18 protein-coding genes are annotated in these 17,023 nt (G+C 61.8%); 9 read left to right on the top strand and 9 right to left on the bottom strand.

The features are described from left to right. Window positions 1-209 precede the first annotated feature (209 nt). Entirely contained in the window at window positions 210-1,112 is a 903-nt protein-coding gene (gene sucD / locus HMPREF3092_RS04555; RefSeq protein ID WP_061941355.1) for a succinate--CoA ligase subunit alpha, read from the bottom strand. 21 nt (window positions 1,113-1,133) lie between these two features. Next, window positions 1,134-2,303 (bottom strand): ADP-forming succinate--CoA ligase subunit beta, encoded by a 1,170-nt coding sequence (gene sucC / locus HMPREF3092_RS04550; RefSeq protein ID WP_070423988.1) that lies wholly within the window; start codon window positions 2,301-2,303, stop codon window positions 1,134-1,136. A 227-nt stretch (window positions 2,304-2,530) separates the two neighbouring features. Here sucC and HMPREF3092_RS04545 point away from each other — a divergent pair, with 227 nt between their 5' ends. Beyond that, window positions 2,531-3,040 (top strand): MarR family winged helix-turn-helix transcriptional regulator, encoded by a 510-nt coding sequence (locus HMPREF3092_RS04545; RefSeq protein WP_070423987.1) that lies wholly within the window; start codon window positions 2,531-2,533, stop codon window positions 3,038-3,040. 99 nt (window positions 3,041-3,139) lie between these two features. Next, a complete protein-coding gene (locus HMPREF3092_RS04540) occupies window positions 3,140-3,847 on the top strand; it encodes a hypothetical protein (protein WP_062022211.1) in 708 nt (235 codons plus the stop codon). A 65-nt stretch (window positions 3,848-3,912) separates the two neighbouring features. On the opposite strand, the gene HMPREF3092_RS04535 is transcribed toward HMPREF3092_RS04540, so the two are convergent. The 4 genes from HMPREF3092_RS04535 to HMPREF3092_RS04520 all read right to left on the bottom strand — a co-directional run bounded on the left by HMPREF3092_RS04535 (window position 3,913) and on the right by HMPREF3092_RS04520 (window position 8,108). After that, the gene (locus HMPREF3092_RS04535; protein ID WP_070423986.1) at window positions 3,913-4,473 is read right to left on the bottom strand and encodes a hypothetical protein; all 561 of its coding nucleotides are present in this window, start codon (window positions 4,471-4,473) and stop codon (window positions 3,913-3,915) included. Then, complete coding sequence (locus HMPREF3092_RS04530) at window positions 4,470-5,576, bottom strand: adenosine deaminase (RefSeq protein ID WP_070423985.1); 1,107 nt, start codon at window positions 5,574-5,576, stop codon at window positions 4,470-4,472. Before HMPREF3092_RS04530 ends, HMPREF3092_RS04535 begins: the two co-directional genes overlap by 4 nt. 113 nt (window positions 5,577-5,689) lie before the next feature. After that, on the bottom strand, window positions 5,690-6,862 hold the full coding sequence (locus HMPREF3092_RS04525; protein ID WP_061941366.1) for an amidohydrolase: 1,173 nt from the start codon (window positions 6,860-6,862) through the stop codon (window positions 5,690-5,692). A 136-nt stretch (window positions 6,863-6,998) separates the two neighbouring features. Continuing rightward, a complete protein-coding gene (locus HMPREF3092_RS04520; protein WP_061941368.1) occupies window positions 6,999-8,108 on the bottom strand; it encodes a mannose-1-phosphate guanylyltransferase in 1,110 nt (369 codons plus the stop codon). A 377-nt stretch (window positions 8,109-8,485) separates the two neighbouring features. Here HMPREF3092_RS04520 and sdhC point away from each other — a divergent pair, with 377 nt between their 5' ends. Genes sdhC through HMPREF3092_RS04500 form a run of 4 tightly spaced genes read left to right on the top strand, consistent with a single transcriptional unit; the run spans window position 8,486 to window position 11,896 of the window. Then, window positions 8,486-8,863 carry a succinate dehydrogenase, cytochrome b556 subunit gene (sdhC, locus tag HMPREF3092_RS04515; protein ID WP_082784656.1) on the top strand — a complete coding sequence of 126 codons (378 nt, stop codon included), beginning with the start codon at window positions 8,486-8,488 and terminating at the stop codon, window positions 8,861-8,863. A gap of 5 nt (window positions 8,864-8,868) precedes the next feature. Further along, window positions 8,869-9,318 carry a succinate dehydrogenase hydrophobic membrane anchor subunit gene (locus tag HMPREF3092_RS04510; RefSeq protein ID WP_070423984.1) on the top strand — a complete coding sequence of 150 codons (450 nt, stop codon included), beginning with the start codon at window positions 8,869-8,871 and terminating at the stop codon, window positions 9,316-9,318. A gap of 26 nt (window positions 9,319-9,344) precedes the next feature. After that, entirely contained in the window at window positions 9,345-11,105 is a 1,761-nt protein-coding gene (gene sdhA, locus HMPREF3092_RS04505) for a succinate dehydrogenase flavoprotein subunit (protein ID WP_019174677.1), read from the top strand. Next, complete coding sequence (locus HMPREF3092_RS04500) at window positions 11,105-11,896, top strand: succinate dehydrogenase iron-sulfur subunit (protein WP_019174676.1); 792 nt, start codon at window positions 11,105-11,107, stop codon at window positions 11,894-11,896. Before sdhA ends, HMPREF3092_RS04500 begins: the two co-directional genes overlap by 1 nt. 613 nt (window positions 11,897-12,509) lie before the next feature. Here HMPREF3092_RS04500 and HMPREF3092_RS04495 read toward each other — a convergent pair. Continuing rightward, window positions 12,510-13,643 carry an App1 family protein gene (locus HMPREF3092_RS04495; protein WP_176745691.1) on the bottom strand — a complete coding sequence of 378 codons (1,134 nt, stop codon included), beginning with the start codon at window positions 13,641-13,643 and terminating at the stop codon, window positions 12,510-12,512. Next, window positions 13,643-14,650 (bottom strand): tryptophan--tRNA ligase, encoded by a 1,008-nt coding sequence (gene trpS / locus HMPREF3092_RS04490; protein WP_070423983.1) that lies wholly within the window; start codon window positions 14,648-14,650, stop codon window positions 13,643-13,645. The genes HMPREF3092_RS04495 and trpS overlap by 1 nt, the downstream gene beginning before the upstream one ends. Window positions 14,651-14,881: 231 nt before the next feature. On the opposite strand from trpS, the gene HMPREF3092_RS04485 reads away from it, so the two are divergent. Further along, window positions 14,882-15,100: a hypothetical protein gene (locus tag HMPREF3092_RS04485; protein WP_019174671.1), complete on the top strand. Its 219-nt coding sequence runs from the start codon at window positions 14,882-14,884 to the stop codon at window positions 15,098-15,100. A gap of 1 nt (window position 15,101) precedes the next feature. Next, window positions 15,102-15,320: a CstA-like transporter-associated (seleno)protein gene (locus tag HMPREF3092_RS04480; RefSeq protein ID WP_070423982.1), complete on the top strand. Its 219-nt coding sequence runs from the start codon at window positions 15,102-15,104 to the stop codon at window positions 15,318-15,320. A gap of 171 nt (window positions 15,321-15,491) precedes the next feature. Here HMPREF3092_RS04480 and HMPREF3092_RS04475 read toward each other — a convergent pair whose 3' ends face one another. After that, a complete protein-coding gene (locus HMPREF3092_RS04475) occupies window positions 15,492-16,304 on the bottom strand; it encodes an exodeoxyribonuclease III (RefSeq protein WP_101671898.1) in 813 nt (270 codons plus the stop codon). Window positions 16,305-16,473: 169 nt separating this feature from the next. Here HMPREF3092_RS04475 and HMPREF3092_RS04470 point away from each other — a divergent pair, with 169 nt between their 5' ends. Continuing rightward, a complete protein-coding gene (locus HMPREF3092_RS04470) occupies window positions 16,474-16,956 on the top strand; it encodes a GNAT family N-acetyltransferase (RefSeq protein ID WP_061941380.1) in 483 nt (160 codons plus the stop codon). Window positions 16,957-17,023 lie beyond the last annotated feature (67 nt).

Here is a 17,023-nt window from a genome sequence, read left to right as displayed (position 1 = left end):
ACCGGTGTGCCCCAGCTAAAGAAGGCGCCCAGCCCACCCAGGCACCTCATCCCGCCAGCCCTAATCTGCAGAACAGAGAAGAAAACCCAACAAAACGGCTGTGGCCGAGTGGTTTCCCACTCGGCCACAGCCGTTTCTGCAGTCAATAGCACCCAACGCTTCTAGCTTGAGCGCCCGGACGGTTCACTCAACCGCCCGCAGTCGCCGCATCACAGCGACTTCATGATCTCCTGCATGTATTCAGCGGTCTGGGTCGGGGTCTTGCCGACCTTCACGCCAGCAGCTTCGAGAGCTTCAGCCTTAGCGGCAGCCGTACCGGAAGAACCGGAGACGATGGCACCAGCGTGGCCCATGGTCTTGCCTTCCGGTGCGGTGAAGCCGGCAATGTAGCCGACAACCGGCTTGGTGACGTGCTCCTTGATGTACTCAGCAGCACGTTCTTCAGCGTCACCGCCGATTTCGCCGATCATGACGATCGCCTTGGTGTCGGGGTCGTTCTCGAATGCTTCGAGAGCATCGATGTGGGTGGTGCCGATGATCGGGTCACCGCCGATGCCGATGCAGGTGGTGAAGCCGAAGTCACGCAGTTCGTACATCATCTGGTAGGTCAGCGTGCCCGACTTCGACACCAGGCCGATGGGGCCGGCGTCGGTGATGTTCGCCGGGATGATGCCGGCCAGCGACTGTCCGGGCGAGATGATGCCGGGGCAGTTGGGGCCGATGATACGGGTCTTGTTGCCCTTTTCAGTGGCGTAGGCCCAGATTTCGGCGGCGTCCTGTGCGGGGATGCCTTCAGTGATGATGACCAGCAGGCCGATGCCTGCGTCGATGGCCTCAATTGCGGCGTCCTTGGAGAACGCCGGCGGAACGAATGCAACTGAAACGTTCGCGCCGGATGCTTCCATGGCTTCGCCGACGGAGCCCCACACGGGCAGTTCGACGTCGTTGCCGTCAGCGTCCTTGTGGCTGACGGTCTGCCCGGCCTTGCGAGCGTTGACACCGCCGACCACGTTCGAACCTGCAGCGAGCATACGGGCGGTGTGCTTGGTGCCTTCGCCGCCGGTGATGCCCTGGACGATGATCTTGGAGTCCTGGTTTAGGAAAATCGACATGAAGAAAGTCCTTTCGGGCGATCAGGCGTTGTTGGCGAGTTCAGCGGCCTTGTCAGCGCCGCCGTCCATCGTGTCGACGACGGTGACCAGCGAGTTGTTGGCCTCTTCGAGGATCCGACGACCCTCTTCGACGTTGTTGCCGTCCAGACGGACGACCAGCGGCTTCGTCGCGGAATCGCCGAGGATCTCCAGCGCCTTCACAATGCCGTTTGCCACAGCGTCGCACGCCGTGATGCCGCCGAAAACGTTGACGAAGACCGACTTGACCTGTTCGTCACCGAGGATGACGTCCAGACCGTTGGCCATGACCTCTGCCGAGGCGCCACCGCCGATGTCGAGGAAGTTCGCCGGCTTCACGTTGCCGTGGTTTTCACCGGCGTAGGCCACAACGTCGAGGGTCGACATGACGAGGCCAGCACCGTTGCCGATGATGCCCACTTCACCGTCGAGCTTGACGTAGTTCAGCCCCATGCCCTTTGCCTTGCGCTCCAGGGGGTCCTCAGCGTCTTCGTCTTCGAGCTTCGCGAGGTTTTCGTTGCGGAACTCAGCGTTGTCGTCAAGCGTCATCTTGCCGTCGAGGGCAACGATCTTGCCGTCGCCGGTCTTGACCAGCGGGTTGACCTCAACGAGGCTTGCGTCTTCGTCCTTGTAGACCTTCCACAGGCTCTTGAGGACGGGAACGATCTTCGCACCGGTTTCAGCGTCGAACCCTGCTTCATCGACGATCTTCTGCGCGGTGGCGTCGTCAATGCCCGTCAGCGGGCTGACTTCGACCTTGGCGAGCGCTTCGGGGCGCTCTTCAGCCAGCGTTTCAATGTCCATGCCGCCTTCCTTGCTGCACATAGCAAGGTAGGTGCGGTTAGCGCGGTCGAGCAGAACCGAGAAGTAGTACTCTTCTGCGATGTCTGCGCCTTCGGCAACCATGACGCGCTTGGTGATGTGGCCCTTGATGTCGAGTCCGAGGATTTCCTCGGCGCGGGCTGCGGCTTCGTCAGGGTTTTTGGCGAGCTTCACACCGCCGGCCTTACCGCGGCCGCCGACCTTGACCTGTGATTTGACGACAACCGTTCCGCCGCCGAGTTTTTCGGCTGCGGCCCGAGCTTCTTCTGGAGTCTGCGCAACTTCGGCGCGCAGCACGGGAACGCCGTACTCCTCGAAGAGGTCACGGGCCTGATACTCGAAAAGATCCACGTGTAGTCCTTCTGTTGATTCTGCCGAGCCTCATGACCCGGCACGGGGTTCAGACAATCTTGCAGCTTGTCAACGCTTCCCACCTTAAAACACTGATGCGCTTAAGGACATCCAGGACGTAAACAACGTCCGAAACTTTGGGTTTTCCCAGGAAAACAGGGCCGGGAAGGTGTTCCAGCTCATTTAGCTCGTTGTTGAGTATCTCGAGATCGAACTATTATGGAGCCATGGACGAAGTCGACCGGATTGTCAGCGAATGGCAGCGTGAACGGCCCGACCTCGATGTTGCCCCCATGGAGGTTGTGTCCCGCGTCAGCCGACTGGCAAAGCTGCTTGATCGGGCACGCAAAGACATCTTTGCCTCGCACGGTCTTGACGTGTGGTCCTTCGACGTCCTGTCTGCCCTGCGCCGTGCCGGCGCTCCCTATCAGCTGTCCCCGTCAAAGCTGACGGAGCAGATGATGGTCACCTCCGGCACCATGACCAACCGGATTGACCGGCTGGTGTCAGCCGGTCTCGTCACCCGCAGTCCCGATCCTGGAGACCGCCGAGGTGTCAGAGTGCAGCTGACCGAGGACGGGCTCGCCAAGGTCGATGGAGCGATGCTGGACTTCTTGGAACGCGAACACGAACTCATGAGCAGCATGACCGGCACGCAGACTCGCCGTCTGGCTGACCTGCTGCGCACCATGTCCGCGTCCTTTGACCTGCAGATCATGCGCGACTCCGAAGACTGACTCACAGGACTGAGCCGCAAGACCCAGCCGCACGCTGCGCGCCTGAGACGCACGCCACGTAGAATCAACCGAGAACTGCCGTCTTCCTGGGAGGCCATCGTGAAGCGCCTACTCGCATTTGGTGCCGTTGCCGCATTCAGCCTGGTCGGATGCACTGTCGTCGACAGTGAACGCCCCGTAGAGGGAGCATCGACTGCCCCAAGCGCCACTGAGCAAACCGAAGAAGGCACTGATGACAACGCGGACGGCAGCCAGTTTGTCGACGTCAGCCCCGGCGGGCCTAAGAACGAAGACCCCCTGTGGCAGAGCCTCGCAGAGGCAGCTGATTCGGGAGACCCCATCTACCTGTGGGCGTGGATGCAGACCGCTGACGAACCCGGCGGCGATGATTCCGTCACCCTGAGCCCCAGCGCACAGGACAGCGTGAAAGTCACAGCACCGAAATCCACCGTCGATGCCAACGGCACATTCGCACTGATCACCGGCACTTTCACGGTTGAAGAGAAAGGCGACGGCGACTACGCGCTCACACTGGAGTCCCCGGATGCGAAAGACGAACTCGTACCCGACGGCCCCACTTCCGAAGAGCGCTGCACAGCAGAGAACGCCCAGGACACGATCGGCGGCGCCGCCGACAAACTGGCTCAAGACCCCGATGCGCGGGATGACCTGCGCAAAGAATGGCTGTCTTCACCAGAAGTCTGGTGGGCAATCCAGGACGCGGGACGCAATCTGCGCGACACCGGAGGCGATTTTGAAGGAGACGGGCTCGCCACCGCCTGCGGCGACTACGTGCAGGGCGGCTGACTCTTAAACGTTCCTGGCAGCTGGGGCTTCAGCGCTCTTCGCCCAAACCCTCATTCAGCGCCAGGTTATTCAGCGCCGCGCTGCGCGGCTTCGTCCTGCCTGCGCAGACCTTCGTCATAGGCTCGCAGGGTCGCCGGCAGGAACATCAGCACCAGCATTTCAATTCCGAGGATCAGCGGCCCCCAGAACATGTAGTCTCCGCTTTCGGTGAAAACACCGGGCCGAACAGACCAGGCGAAGAACAGCAGCAGAACGTTCCACGCAACTGCTGCCGGACGAGCCCACCGGCGGTATTTCCACAGGCCATTGGCTATGCCGAACATGGATGCAGACATCAGCAGGAACATGAGCGCAAGGCCGACAAGCGATCCCAGGCTGCTGCCCGCTCCCGTCAGACCGGTGTACACGTAGATGCCGGCGGCAACGAGCAGCGCGACCCCTTGGATGCTCATAGTGACAACCGCACCCACCAGGCTGAGCGGACGACGCGGAAGGTCCACTTCCGGCCGCTGTTCCGGTTGGATTGCTGATGGTTCGCCGCGCTTGCGCCGCTCCCGTTCTTCACGGCGCCAGCCACCTGGGCGACCGGCTCCACCGGGCCGGTCAGAATTTCCGGGACGGCTCACAGATCGATCCGTTCGAAGCCGGGCATCACGATTTCCTCCAGCAGGCGATCGCGCACGTCCAGCGGGATGAACGCGGCACGCAGAGCTGCGGCGGTCGCGATTTCAAGGTCGATGATGTCCCAGCCCGCGTGTTCTACGAGCAGTCGCATTTCGCGCGTCACCGAGGTCTGCGACATGAGCCTGTTGTCCGGGTTGACCGTGACGTTGAAGCCCAGGTCCTTCAGACCCGTAATGGGATGGGATTCGATCGACCGGGCAGCTCCGGTCTGAATGTTCGAGGACGGGCACACTTCCAGCGGAATCTGGCGGTCGAGAACCCACGCGGCAAGACGGCCGATTTCGCCGGCGCCGTCAGTGATCTGCATGTCCTGCACGATGTCGACACCGTGGCCGATGCGAACAGCACCGCAGGCAGCAATCGCATCCATCATGCTGCTCAGACCACCGTCTTCACCGGCGTGCAGAGTGGTGGGGAACAGTTCACCGCGCAGCAGATCAAGTGCTGCCTTGTGTGCCGAAGCCGGGTAGCCGTCTTCCGGACCAGCCAGATCAAAGCCGACAACCCCGTTGTCACGGTGACGCAGCGCAAGTTCAGCAACCGCGAGCGAATTGTCGTTCTGGCGCATGGCGGTCAGAATCTGCGCGGTCATGATGGTGCGGCCCTCCTGGGCTGCAATGGCCACGCCTTCTTCCATGCCCTTTTCAACCGCGGCCACGGCGTCGTCCATGGTGAGTTCGCCGGTCACGTGCTGTTCCGGAGCCCAACGGCATTCCGCGTAGAACACACCGTCTGCCACCTGGTCGAGCGTCCATTCGCGCGCTGCACGCGTGAGAGCTTCCGCTGTCTGCAGAACACCCACCGTCACACCGAAGGTCTTGAGGTATTCCGGCAGGCTTCCCGAATCAGCCTGAGTGCGGAACCACTCCCCCAGCTTTTCGGGGTCGTCCGCTGGCAGTTCGATGTCAGACTGGGCAGCCAGTTCGATGATCGTGGCTGGCCTCAGACCGCCGTCCAGGTGGTCGTGCAGGCTGACTTTGGGCAGCTGCAGAATCGGGTCATCCGGGTGCACTCCGGCCGGTACCGGGAACAGGTTTTCATCCACGCGGCCAGTCTAACGACTGCCCCTGACACAAGCAGGAATCCAACCCGGGCACCCAGGTGAGCTCCGCCTCGTCAGCTGTGCGATTCCCGCAGAAGCAGGCGGAAAACCGCCGATCAGGGTTCGCCGTGGAAGCCCAGACGCTCCAGGGCGAGCGCCGTGAAGACGCGCACGGCAACCGGCAGTGCATCCTCGTCAATGAGAAGGTCACCCTGGTGAATGTCGTAGGTACGGCCGCCCGGGGTGCGCGTTCCCAGACGAATGAGCGCACCGGGAACGTGGGTGAGGTACCACGCAAAGTCCTCCCCGCCCATCGACTGCGGGGTCAACTGGACCGAGGTCGGGCCGAGTTCACGGCGGATGGCGGCTTCTGCTGACGAAACTTCGTCTTCCGTGTTGACCACCGGCGGAACTCCGCGGCGGTGTTCGAGTTCAACTTCGACGCCGTAGGGGCCGGCGATGCGGTCCACGAGTTCCGGCAGAACTTCAGCCACCTGGTTCCAGCCGTCAACGTCAAGACAGCGCAGCGTTCCCATCAGCTGGCCTTCGCCGGGAACGACGTTCGGTGCATGGCCGGCTTCGATCGCGCCCCACACAAGAGAAATCGCGTGGCGGGGGTCGATCAGTCGGTGCAGGGTGGCCGGCAGGTCGACGGCGAGTTTGCCCAGTGCGTAGACGAGGTCTTCCGTCAGGTGCGGACGCGACGTGTGCCCACCGTGGCCGCGCAGGCGGATGATGACGGTGTCACCGGCCGCCGTGATGGCACCGATGCGTGAACCCACCTTGCCAACGTCGACAGCCGGGTCGCAGTGCAGGGCGTAGCAGACGGGGACGTCTTCCAGGACACCCTGATTGATGACTTTGAGAGCACCACCGGGGGTGACCTCTTCGGCGGGCTGGAAAATACAGCGGATCGTTCCGCCCAGCCCCTGACGACGATCGATTTCATTGAGAACGAGAGCAGCACCCATGAGCGAGGTCAGGTGCACGTCGTGCCCACAGGCGTGGGCAACACCGGGAACGGTCGAGGCGAACGGGGTGTCGGTCAGGTCGTCCAGGGGCAGAGCATCAATGTCGGCGCGCAGACCGCACTTGACCGGGCCGGATCCCACATCGACGGTGAGTCCCGTGCCTTCCAGCAGGCGAGGCTTAAGGCCCGCGGCAGTCAGCCTCTCAGCGATCTTTTCGGTGGTGCGGAACTCCTGATACGACAGCTCTGGGTGAGCGTGGATATCACGCCGAAAGTCCCGCAGTTCGTCGGCAAATGCCGCAACTTCCGCCTGGATCACTGTGCCTCCGTTCAAATGTGTATCCGGGCGATTCTACGCCCGGGCCCAAATGAGCCGGCACCGCAGTGACTTCTGGTGTCACACTTCTGACCGCCTCTGGCAGCTTCCGGCTGCCTCTGGTGTCACACTTCTGGTTTCACAGAACGTCGTCGTAGCCGAGCTCGCGCGCCCGCTTCACCGCTTCCTTCACCCTCTGTGCCACGGCACGGCGGGTGACCAGCAGCGCGTCGTCGGTGTCAACGACCACGATGTTCTCCACACCGACCAGCGCAATCGCCCGCTCCGTCGTCGAATACACAAGACCGGAAGAATCAACATCAACGAGCCGCACGTCATCGCCAGCGGCAAAAACACTCGACGGCTCACCTGGAATGGGCTGACGCAGCTGAGCTACGGACGCGAAATCACCAACGTCATCCCAGCCGAAGTCCCCGGGAACCACAACAACCCGGCCCTGCTCGGCAGCAGGTTCAGCCACCGCGTAGTCAATCGCAATGGCTTCCAGCCCCGGCCAGACATCGGCGAGCACCGCCTCGTGGTTCTCGGTGCCCCACGCGTCGGCAACTGCGGACAGTCCCGCGTACAGGTCAGGCGAGAACTCCTTGAACTGGGCCAGAAGAGCATCCGCCCGAGCAATGAACATGCCCGCATTCCAGCGGTAGCGGCCCGAATAGGTGTACCGGCGCGCGGTGTCGGCCGCAGGCTTTTCCACGAACTTTTCCGCCCGCATGGCCGTCGGCGCTTCCGCCAGTCCCAGACGCTTGCCCGCTTTGATGTAGCCGTAGGCGGTCGACGGGAAAGTCGGAGTGATGCCGATCGTCACAATGTCCCCACAGTCGGCAGCCGCATAGGCTTCCGCGACAACACGGCGGAACTCGCACGGATTGGTGATCGAATGGTCAGCCGAAAACGACCCGATGACAGCTTCTGGGTCGCGCCGATGAATGAGCATTGCAGCCAAACCGATGGCCGCCGCGGAGTCCTTCGGCGACGGTTCGGCAATCACATTCGGCTCACCAAGCGACGGCAGCTGTTCCCGCACGGCCTGCGCGTGCGCCCGGCCCGTGACAACCCACCTGTTCTCGACAACCGCGAGATCCTCAATCCGCGCCCACGTTTCCTGCAGCATCGAACGGCCCGAGCCCAAAACATCAAGCAAGAACTTCGGCCGATCCTGCCGCGACAGCGGCCACAGCCGAGTGCCGGAACCGCCGGCCGGAATAACAGCATGGAAACGAGAAAGCATCGCTCGATTGTCTCGCACGCACCCGGCACCCACCGGTCCGACACGCTCAGCTCTCTCACGGTCCACCCACCCCTACCTCACTCACGAGGTGGAGGCAGGTTCGGGACCGGAGCTCCACCTCGTACGTATGTCAGGTCAGGAAGGCCCGATAGGGCATGAGAACATGCCCTAAATAGCCGGGAGTCGGCGAGTGTCGGCGAAACCGGACATGAGACAATAGAGGCGTCCTCAGCCGACCGACCGAACGGCCAGCTGACAAGAACCTGCGCGCGACGCACAGAGAACCCAACACCGGAACACCGGAAGATTGGAAAATACTGTGAAACGGGCGTAGATTCAAAACGCTATACACGCAATCACAAAATGGAGGATGACCCGTGGCCAAAGCGTCAACGGGCACTCTGTACCGCGGACACGAAGGAATGTGGTCCTGGGTCGCTCACCGCGTCACCGGCGTCGGCATTTTCTTCTTCCTGCTGGTACACGTGCTCGACACTGCTCTCGTTCGCGTCTCGCCCGAGGCCTACAACGCAGTTATCGGAACGTACAAAACGCCTCTCATGGCGTTCGCCGAAATCGGACTGGTAGCAGGAATCGCCTACCACGCTTTCAACGGCCTGCGAGTAGTCCTCGTTGACTTCTGGAAGGGCGGCCCCAAGAACCAGCGCAAACTGTTCTGGGCAGTCATGGTCCTCTGGCTGATCGTGATGATTGCGTTCATCCCCCGCCAGCTGATGCACACGTTCGGAGGCTGAGCACAATGACAACACCTGTTATCCCCAAGCCCCGCGCCGAATACCAGCGCCACAAGACCACCAAGTCGAACTTCGAGCTGTTCGCATGGCTGTTCATGCGCATCTCCGGCGTATTCCTCGTCATCCTGATCTTCGGTCACCTGATCGTGAACCTGTGGATGGGCGAAGGCGTCCAGGGCCTCGACTTCGGCTTCGTCGGCGGCAAGTGGGCCAACCCGTTCTGGCAGATCTGGGACCTCGCCATGCTGTGGCTGGCCATGATCCACGGCACCAACGGCATGCGCACCATCATCAACGACTACGCCGAAAAGCCGCGCACCAACGTCACGCTGCAGATCATCCTCTACGTGGCCTCCGCAATCGTCGTTGTGCTCGGCACCCTGGTGATCTTCACCTTCAGCCCCTGCCCGACCGGCGCAGACCCGTCGCTGCTGCCGAGCTTCTGCCAGGCCTGACCGCCGCTTAGGAGAATAGAGACCTTATGCAGGTACATGACTATGACGTTGTGATCGTCGGAGCTGGCGGCGCCGGCATGCGCGCAGCCATCGAATCCGGCCAGCGAGCACGCACCGCAGTGCTCACAAAGATCTACCCCACCCGCTCCCACACCGGCGCGGCACAGGGCGGCATGTGCGCCGCACTGGCCAACGTCGAAGAGGACAACTGGGAATGGCACACCTTCGACACCATTAAGGGCGGCGACTACCTCGTCGACCAGGACGCAGCCGAAGTCATGGCAAAAGAAGCCATCGACGCCGTGCTCGACCTCGAAAAGATGGGCCTTCCCTTCAACCGCACGCCGGAAGGCAAAATCGACCAGCGCCGCTTCGGCGGCCACACCCGCGATCACGGCAAGGCACCGGTCCGCCGCGCATGCTACGCAGCAGACCGCACCGGCCACATGATCCTCCAGACCCTCTACCAGAACTGCGTCAAGCACGGCGTTGAGTTCTACAACGAGTTCTACGTCCTCGACGTCATCATCAACGAAGTCGACGGCAAGAAGGTCGTTGCGGGTGTTGTGTCCTACGAACTCGCCACCGGCGAAATCCACGTCTTCCGCTCCAAGGCCGTTGTGTTCGCAACCGGTGGTTTCGGCAAGATGTTCAAGACCACCTCGAACGCCCACACGCTCACCGGTGACGGCCTGGCTGTCACCTACAAGCGCGGCATCCCGCTGGAAGACATGGAATTCTTCCAGTTCCACCCCACGGGCCTTGCAGGACTCGGCATCCTCTTGTCCGAAGCAGCCCGCGGTGAAGGCGGTATTCTCCGCAACGCCGACGGTGAGCGCTTCATGGAACGCTACGCACCCACGATTAAGGACCTCGCTCCGCGTGACATCGTGGCCCGCTCCATGGCCAACGAAGTGCGCGAAGGCCGCGGTGCAGGCCCCAACAAGGACTACGTCCTGCTGGACCTCACCCACCTCGAGCCCGCACACATCGACGCCAAGCTGCCGGACATCACCGAGTTCGCCCGCACCTACCTGGGTGTCGAGCCCTACACCGAACCGGTCCCCGTCTTCCCGACGGCCCACTACGGCATGGGCGGCATCCCAACCACCGTCGACGGTGAAGTGCTCGCCGACAACGACACCATCGTTCCCGGCCTGTACGCAGCCGGTGAATGTGCATGTGTTTCGGTGCACGGCTCCAACCGTCTGGGCACCAACTCGCTGCTCGACATCAACGTCTTCGGCAAGCGCGCCGGCATCAACGCCGCCGAATTCGCCAAGACCGCCGAGCAGCAGGAAGTCGCAGACGACGCAGCCGACATGGTGATCGACATGGTTGAAACCATGCGCAACTCCAAGGGCACCGAGCTCGTCGGTGACATCCGCGCTGAGCTGCAGGAGATCATGGACGCCAACGTCCAGGTGTTCCGCACCGATGAAACCCTGCGCGAAGCCATCGACGTGATCGGCAAGCTGCGTGAGCGTTACAACAACATCGGCATTCACGACCGCGGCATGCGCTACAACCTCGACCTGCTCGAAGCCATTGAACTCGGCTTCCTTCTGCAGCTGGCCGAAGCTGTCGCCGTTGCCGCACTGCACCGCAAGGAATCGCGCGGCGGACACTTCCGCGAGGACTTCCCCGATCGCGACGACGAAAACTTCATGCACCACACGATGACCTACCTGGACCCCAACAGCACCGCCGAAGGAATCTCCGGCATGCGCCTGGAGACCAAGCCGGTCATCGTCACCCGCTACGAGCCCATGGAGCGTAAGTACTGATGGCAGAGAACAACGAAACCCCGGAACCGGCATCGAAGATCGACCTTCCGTCGAGCGTGTCCGGAGAAGGCGGCGAAGTCCCCACTTTCGAGTGCACGTTCCGCATCGCCCGCTTCATCCCGGAAACGGACTCCGAGCCGCACTGGGAGGACTACCAGGTCACGATGCACGGCACCGACCGTGTGCTTGACGCACTGCACAAGATCAAGTGGGAGCAGGACGGTTCGCTGTCCTTCCGCCGCTCCTGTGCACACGGTGTCTGCGGTTCCGACGCTATGCGCATCAACGGCCGCAACCGTCTTGCCTGCAAGACGCTGCTGAAGGACCTCGACACCAGCAAGCCGATCACGGTTGAGGCCATCAAGGGCCTGCCCCTTGAAAAGGACCTCATTGTCGACATGGAGCCGTTCTTCCAGTCGTACCGCGAGATCATGCCGTTCCTCATCACCTCGGGCCACGAACCGACGCACGAACGCCTGCAGTCGCAGGAAGACCGTGCGCGCTTCGACGACACCACCAAGTGCATCCTGTGTGCATCCTGCACCACGTCGTGCCCGGTGTTCTGGACCGACGGCCAGTACTTCGGCCCGGCAGCAATCGTCAACGCGCACCGCTTCATCTTCGATTCGCGTGACGAAGGCTCCGAAATGCGCCTCGAAGTGCTCAACGACAAGGAAGGCGTGTGGCGCTGCCGCACCACCTTCAACTGCACCGAAGCATGCCCCCGCGGCATCGAGGTGACCAAGGCAATCGCCGAAGTCAAGCAGGCACTTCTCACCCGCGCATTCTGATTGGGTGAGCCGGCCGCAGCTCTTAGAGGCTGAGGTTTAGGTTTAAGGAAGGGGCGAGTCCGAAAGGGCTCGCCCCTTTCTATGTGCCCTTTCGGTGTTGCCTCCAGAGCCTCCACAGCCATAGCGAAAACACCGCTTAGCCGGGATCTGCGCTTTAGCAACAAGAAAACTCCCTCTAGCCGGGTTCTGCGCTTTAGCAACCACTGCTAACGGGAGTTTTTGTTGCTAACCGGTGTGCCAAGGTATGGGGTGGCGCCTCGTGGTTGTCTTACCCAGCAGTCCCCCCTGCCGCGGGAGTATGCTGGGCCAGCCGCCGAGGCTCTGCCGCCAGACAAGACACCCTTTAGCCGGGATCCGCGCTTTAGCAACAAGAAAACTTCCTCTAGCCGGGTTCTGCGCCTTAGCAACGACTGCTATCGGGAGTTTTTGTTGCTAACGCGTGGGCGGAGGTTTTGGTTAGCACCTAAGCCAACAGAACGAGGCGGAGGTCGGGTGTCGAGGTGGAGGTCAGGATGATGGTCGGGTGTCGAGGCTGAAGTCAGGGTGCCGAGGTGCAGTGCCGGGGCGACCTCAGCTCACCTAGCCAGACAGCGCCTAGGCAGGACGCGGTCTGCTAGTTAGGCAGGGCAGAAAAGCCGTTGGCTTCGAGCTGTTCAGCCAGCTCAGCACCGTTGGCCCCGTAGAACCAGGGGATGTTCTTACCGCGCCCCGTACCCCGGGAGCGCCCGCCGGCCCACACAGCCTCCCCCGCCGTCAGCTGGCGAATCGCAACAGCAGCCACATTCTCCGGGTGGTTTTCGACGAATTCGCCGTAGATCTCTTCGTCGTGCTGCCCGTCGTCACCGACCAACAGCCACTTGATGTGCGGAAACTCGCGTGCCAAACGTTCTAGGGACGTCCGCTTATGATCCTGCCCAGACCGGAATACTCGCGTGGGCGTTGGTCCCCAGTCCGTCAGCAGCAGAGGCCCTGACGGATACATATTCCGATGCAAAAACCTGGTCAGCGCAGGCTGAGTGTTCCACGCTCCGGTCGACAGGTACAGGATCGGCGAGTTCGGCCGCAGATACGACAGCCTGTCATACAGAACAGCCATACCCGATACCGGCGAGCGCGCGTGCTCATTGAGCACGAATGAATTCCACGCAGCCAGGAACGGCCGCGGCAGCGCCGTGACCACAACGGTGTCGTCAATGTCCGAGATGATGCCGAAGCGCTGTTCATCGTCAATGATGTGAGCGGTGGCCGTGTCGAGCCCGGAACCGCTGGTCCACATCTCCAGCTTCGCCTTGCCTCTGCTGTAGTTGCCGGGAATGACAGCATCGATGATTCCACCGCGATCAGCGGTGACCATGTGCTCCTGTCCCCCGACGCGCACCCACGCAACCTCATTGGACAAGGGCACAGCGGCAAAGTTGCGCCAGCCGCGCACGTTCCTGTCCTTCTTCGGCGATTCTGCGCCCTCCGGGCTGAGCACAATGCGTCCCAGCACCCGAATGAAAGTCTCGGAGCCATAGGAGTCATAGGCAACAACCGCAGGCTTCCAACCGCGCTTCTCCGCACGCCCACGCCGCCACTCGTGGTAGCGGTCCTCCATGCGCGCAGCAGTGTGCAGCGCTTCGGGGGTCAGGTTGACCGGCCGGTGGCCCGTGCCGGCGCGGGCCTGACCCCAACCTCCGCCGCGGCCACCGCGACCGACTCGAGCGGCACCTCGGCCGTTGCGGGATTCAGGTCCCGTCTGAGGCATCAGAGGAAACCGATCCGGTCGTAGACAGTCCGCAGGGTCTTCTCTGCTTCAGCCGCAGCCTTCTGACGTCCCTGCTCAAGAATCGCCATGAGCTGGGCACGGTCATCGAGCAGTTCGTTGGTGCGATTCCGCACGGGCGTGAAGACGTCGACGGCGAGTTCGGCGAGATCCACCTTGAGGTGGCCGTACATTTTGCCCTCGTAGTCGGCAACAATCTGCTCAACCGGCTTATCCGCCAGCACCGAGTAAATGGTCAGCAGGTTCGACACACCGGGCTTGTTTTCGGGGTCGTAGGCGATTTCCGTTCCCGCGTCGGTGACAGCGGACTTGAACTTCTTGGCAAGCGCCTTCGGTTCGTCCAGCAGGTTCACCAATCCTGCCGGCGACTTCGCCGATTTCGACATCTTTGCGCTGGGATCCTGAAGGTCATAGATCTTCGCCGACTGCTTCATGATCGCAGCATCCGGCACCGTGAAGGTCTGTCCGTAGCGGGTGTTGAACCGCTGCGCGAGGTTGCGGGTCAGTTCGAGGTGCTGGCGCTGGTCTTCACCCACCGGCACGACATCTGCCTGGTACAGCAGAATGTCGGCAGCCATAAGCGACGGGTAGGTCAGCAGGCCCACCGACACGTGTTCGTTTTTCTGCGACTTGTCTTTGAACTGGGTCATGCGCTGCGCTTCACCCAGCCCGGTCTGGCATTCCAGCACCCAGCCCAGCTGCGAGTTCGCGGGAATCTGCGACTGCACGTACAGGGTCGTACGGTCCGGGTCGACACCGGCGGCAATGAACTGTGCGGCGGTGCGCAGGGTGCGCTCGCGCAGTTCGTCAGGGTTCTGCTCCACCGTGATGGCGTGCTGGTTGGCGATGAACAGGAAGGAATCGTATTCCTCCTGGAGCGCCACAACCGGGGCGAGCGCCCCAATGTAGTTCCCGAGGTGGAGCGAATCTGAGGTCGCCTGAATTCCGGTGAGGGACCGCTGGGGCCCAGAGGGAGCAGAAGAAGTCATAACAGCATTCTGCCACCTGGACATTCCACCTCGGGAGCGGCCCGGGGAGCCTTACAAACGGAAACCACGAGACCCCACCCGACAGCGCGCTCAGCACAGGCGCTCTCTGCGGGAAATTCTCAAACAGGCGTCCCACATATTAAGAATCCTCTTAATGACGTGGCAGAGGGCACATACAGGCGTAATTTTGAGCAGGCTCAATACAGAGACCACTCAAGTCTCTTTAAGGTTTTGTTCATCCTTGTGGTGGTGCTGGCCATCTACCGTTCCTTCCAGGCACTGTCGACGAAGAACTTCACCACGGCAGAAGACCCCTTCGTAGAGTCCAAGATGTTCGCACCGGCCGGCTTCATTCCGACGAAGGCCGAACGCGAAGTCATGGCAGACTGGAAGGCCTGGAACGAAAAACACGGCGTGGGCAAGGACCCCGCCGCAGCGAACGGAAAGTGACATGAGCACAACGGCTTCTGACATTCTGCGCATCACCGCAAAACCGTTCACGGCGGTCTACTGGTACATGCGCGAAATCAGCGGGGCAAACGCGTTCATCAACTACCAGAAGTCCTACCTGCGCCGCCACGGCACGCTGGAAGGGTCGAAGGGCAAACGCGAATTCTGGCGGGACCTGACTGACGAACAGGACCGTAACCCCACAACCCGCTGCTGCTGACAGACGCCGACTGATTGGCCGCCTGAACCCCAGGCGGCCAATCACGTGAAAAGCGCCGGTGATGCGAACAATCGCATCACCGGCGCTTTTCTGTGCGCAATGGCTAAGAGTCAGCCAGTTAAGCTGCAGACTCCGGCCATGCAGCCGACCTTCTCCGGCCCCTCAGCAACCTCAGCCCTTCAGCGTCGGGAGGTCGTAGTCGATGACGAGCGGAGCGTGATCCGACCAGCGCTGGTCGTAGGCCGGAGCCTTGTCGACCTGAGCCTGCACGGCTTTTTCTGCAAGTTCCGGTGTGGCCATCTGGTAGTCGATCCGCCAGCCGGTGTCGTTGTCGAAAGCCTTGCCGCGCATCGACCACCACGTGTACGGGCCGTCCATTTCGCCAGACAGCTTCCGGTGGACATCCACCCAGCCAAGGCTGCCGAAGAACTCATCGAAGTACGCCCGCTCTTCCGGCAGGAAGCCGGCCTTCTTCACGTTGCCCTTCCAGTTCTTGATGTCCAGCTCCGTGTGGCCGACGTTGAGGTCCCCGGTGATGACGGCGTAGTCGGCGTGCTTCTTCAGCTGGTCCATGCGGATCTTCATCTGATCCATGAAACGGTACTTGTCGTCCTGCTTGGGTGTGCCCACCTCACCGGAGTGCACATAGGCTGAAACCACGGTCAGCAGGCTTCCATCCTCAAGCTGGTAGTCAGCTTCCAGCCAACGGCCTGCCAGGTCGAAGTAGCTGTCGCCGTTGCCGATTCTGGTTTCCACAGCCGGCACGTCGCTGACAACCGCAACACCGGCACGGCCCTTAGCCTCGGCATCGGCGGAATAGGCGTGCTCACCCAGCGGTCCCATGACTTCGTAGGCGATGTCGTTCTGCGCGCGCACCTCCTGCAGAGTGAGGATGTCGCAGCCGCGACCGTCCGCCCACTCCTGCATGTTCTTGCGCATAGCCGCGCGGATTCCGTTGACGTTCACATTGACGATTCTCAGCATTGCCCCATCGTCCCACATCGCCGCAGATCCCGACCTCGCGCACCACGCGCTGAGCCCCGCGCACCTTCTCCACCTCGCCCGCAAAGAGCATCTGTGACAAACACTCAGGCCAGTAGAATGCGAGGTGAGTACACTGTTGGCATTAGGCGAATGAGTCCGAGGAGGAACCATGTCAGAACAATTCGATGTTGAACGGCTTGAGATCAGTCCCCTTGACGAAGTCGATGCTCTTGAGCTTCGCGAATTCCTCGTAGATTCGCTTGAAGACTTCTGGGGTGACACCAACCTCACCCGCGATCACGCTCCGCACTGGTTCCGCCAGTTCGCAGCTTCTGGCCTGGTCGCCCGCTACAAGAACGAATTCGTGGGGTACCTGCTGGGCGCGATCCCGGTGGAGGGGCCCTCACTCATCCACCTGGTAGCCGTCCATGACAACTACCGCCACAAGGGCATCGGCCGCCTTCTCTACGAAGCGTTCATCAAGCACGCACGCGACCGTGGCGCCGACATCGTGCAGGCAACCGCCCTGCCGGAAAACGCCGGTGCGATTTCGTTCCACTCCTCGCTCGGTTTTGAAAGCGAACTCGTCGACAACTACGCAGGCCCCGACAACGCCCGCGTTCTGTTCACCTACCGCCTGGCAGCACACTGATCTGCCCGGGAGCGCTCACTGAGCGCTCCCCAACACAAAGCACGAGGCGCCAGTACAGAATTCTGTA

The organism is Brevibacterium sp. HMSC24B04 (genome assembly GCF_001806835.1).
Taxonomy (GTDB): Bacteria; Actinomycetota; Actinomycetes; order Actinomycetales; family Brevibacteriaceae; genus Brevibacterium; species Brevibacterium ravenspurgense.
Note: the sequence above shows the minus strand (reverse complement) of the source record. Positions and strands in the feature narration are given on the sequence as shown.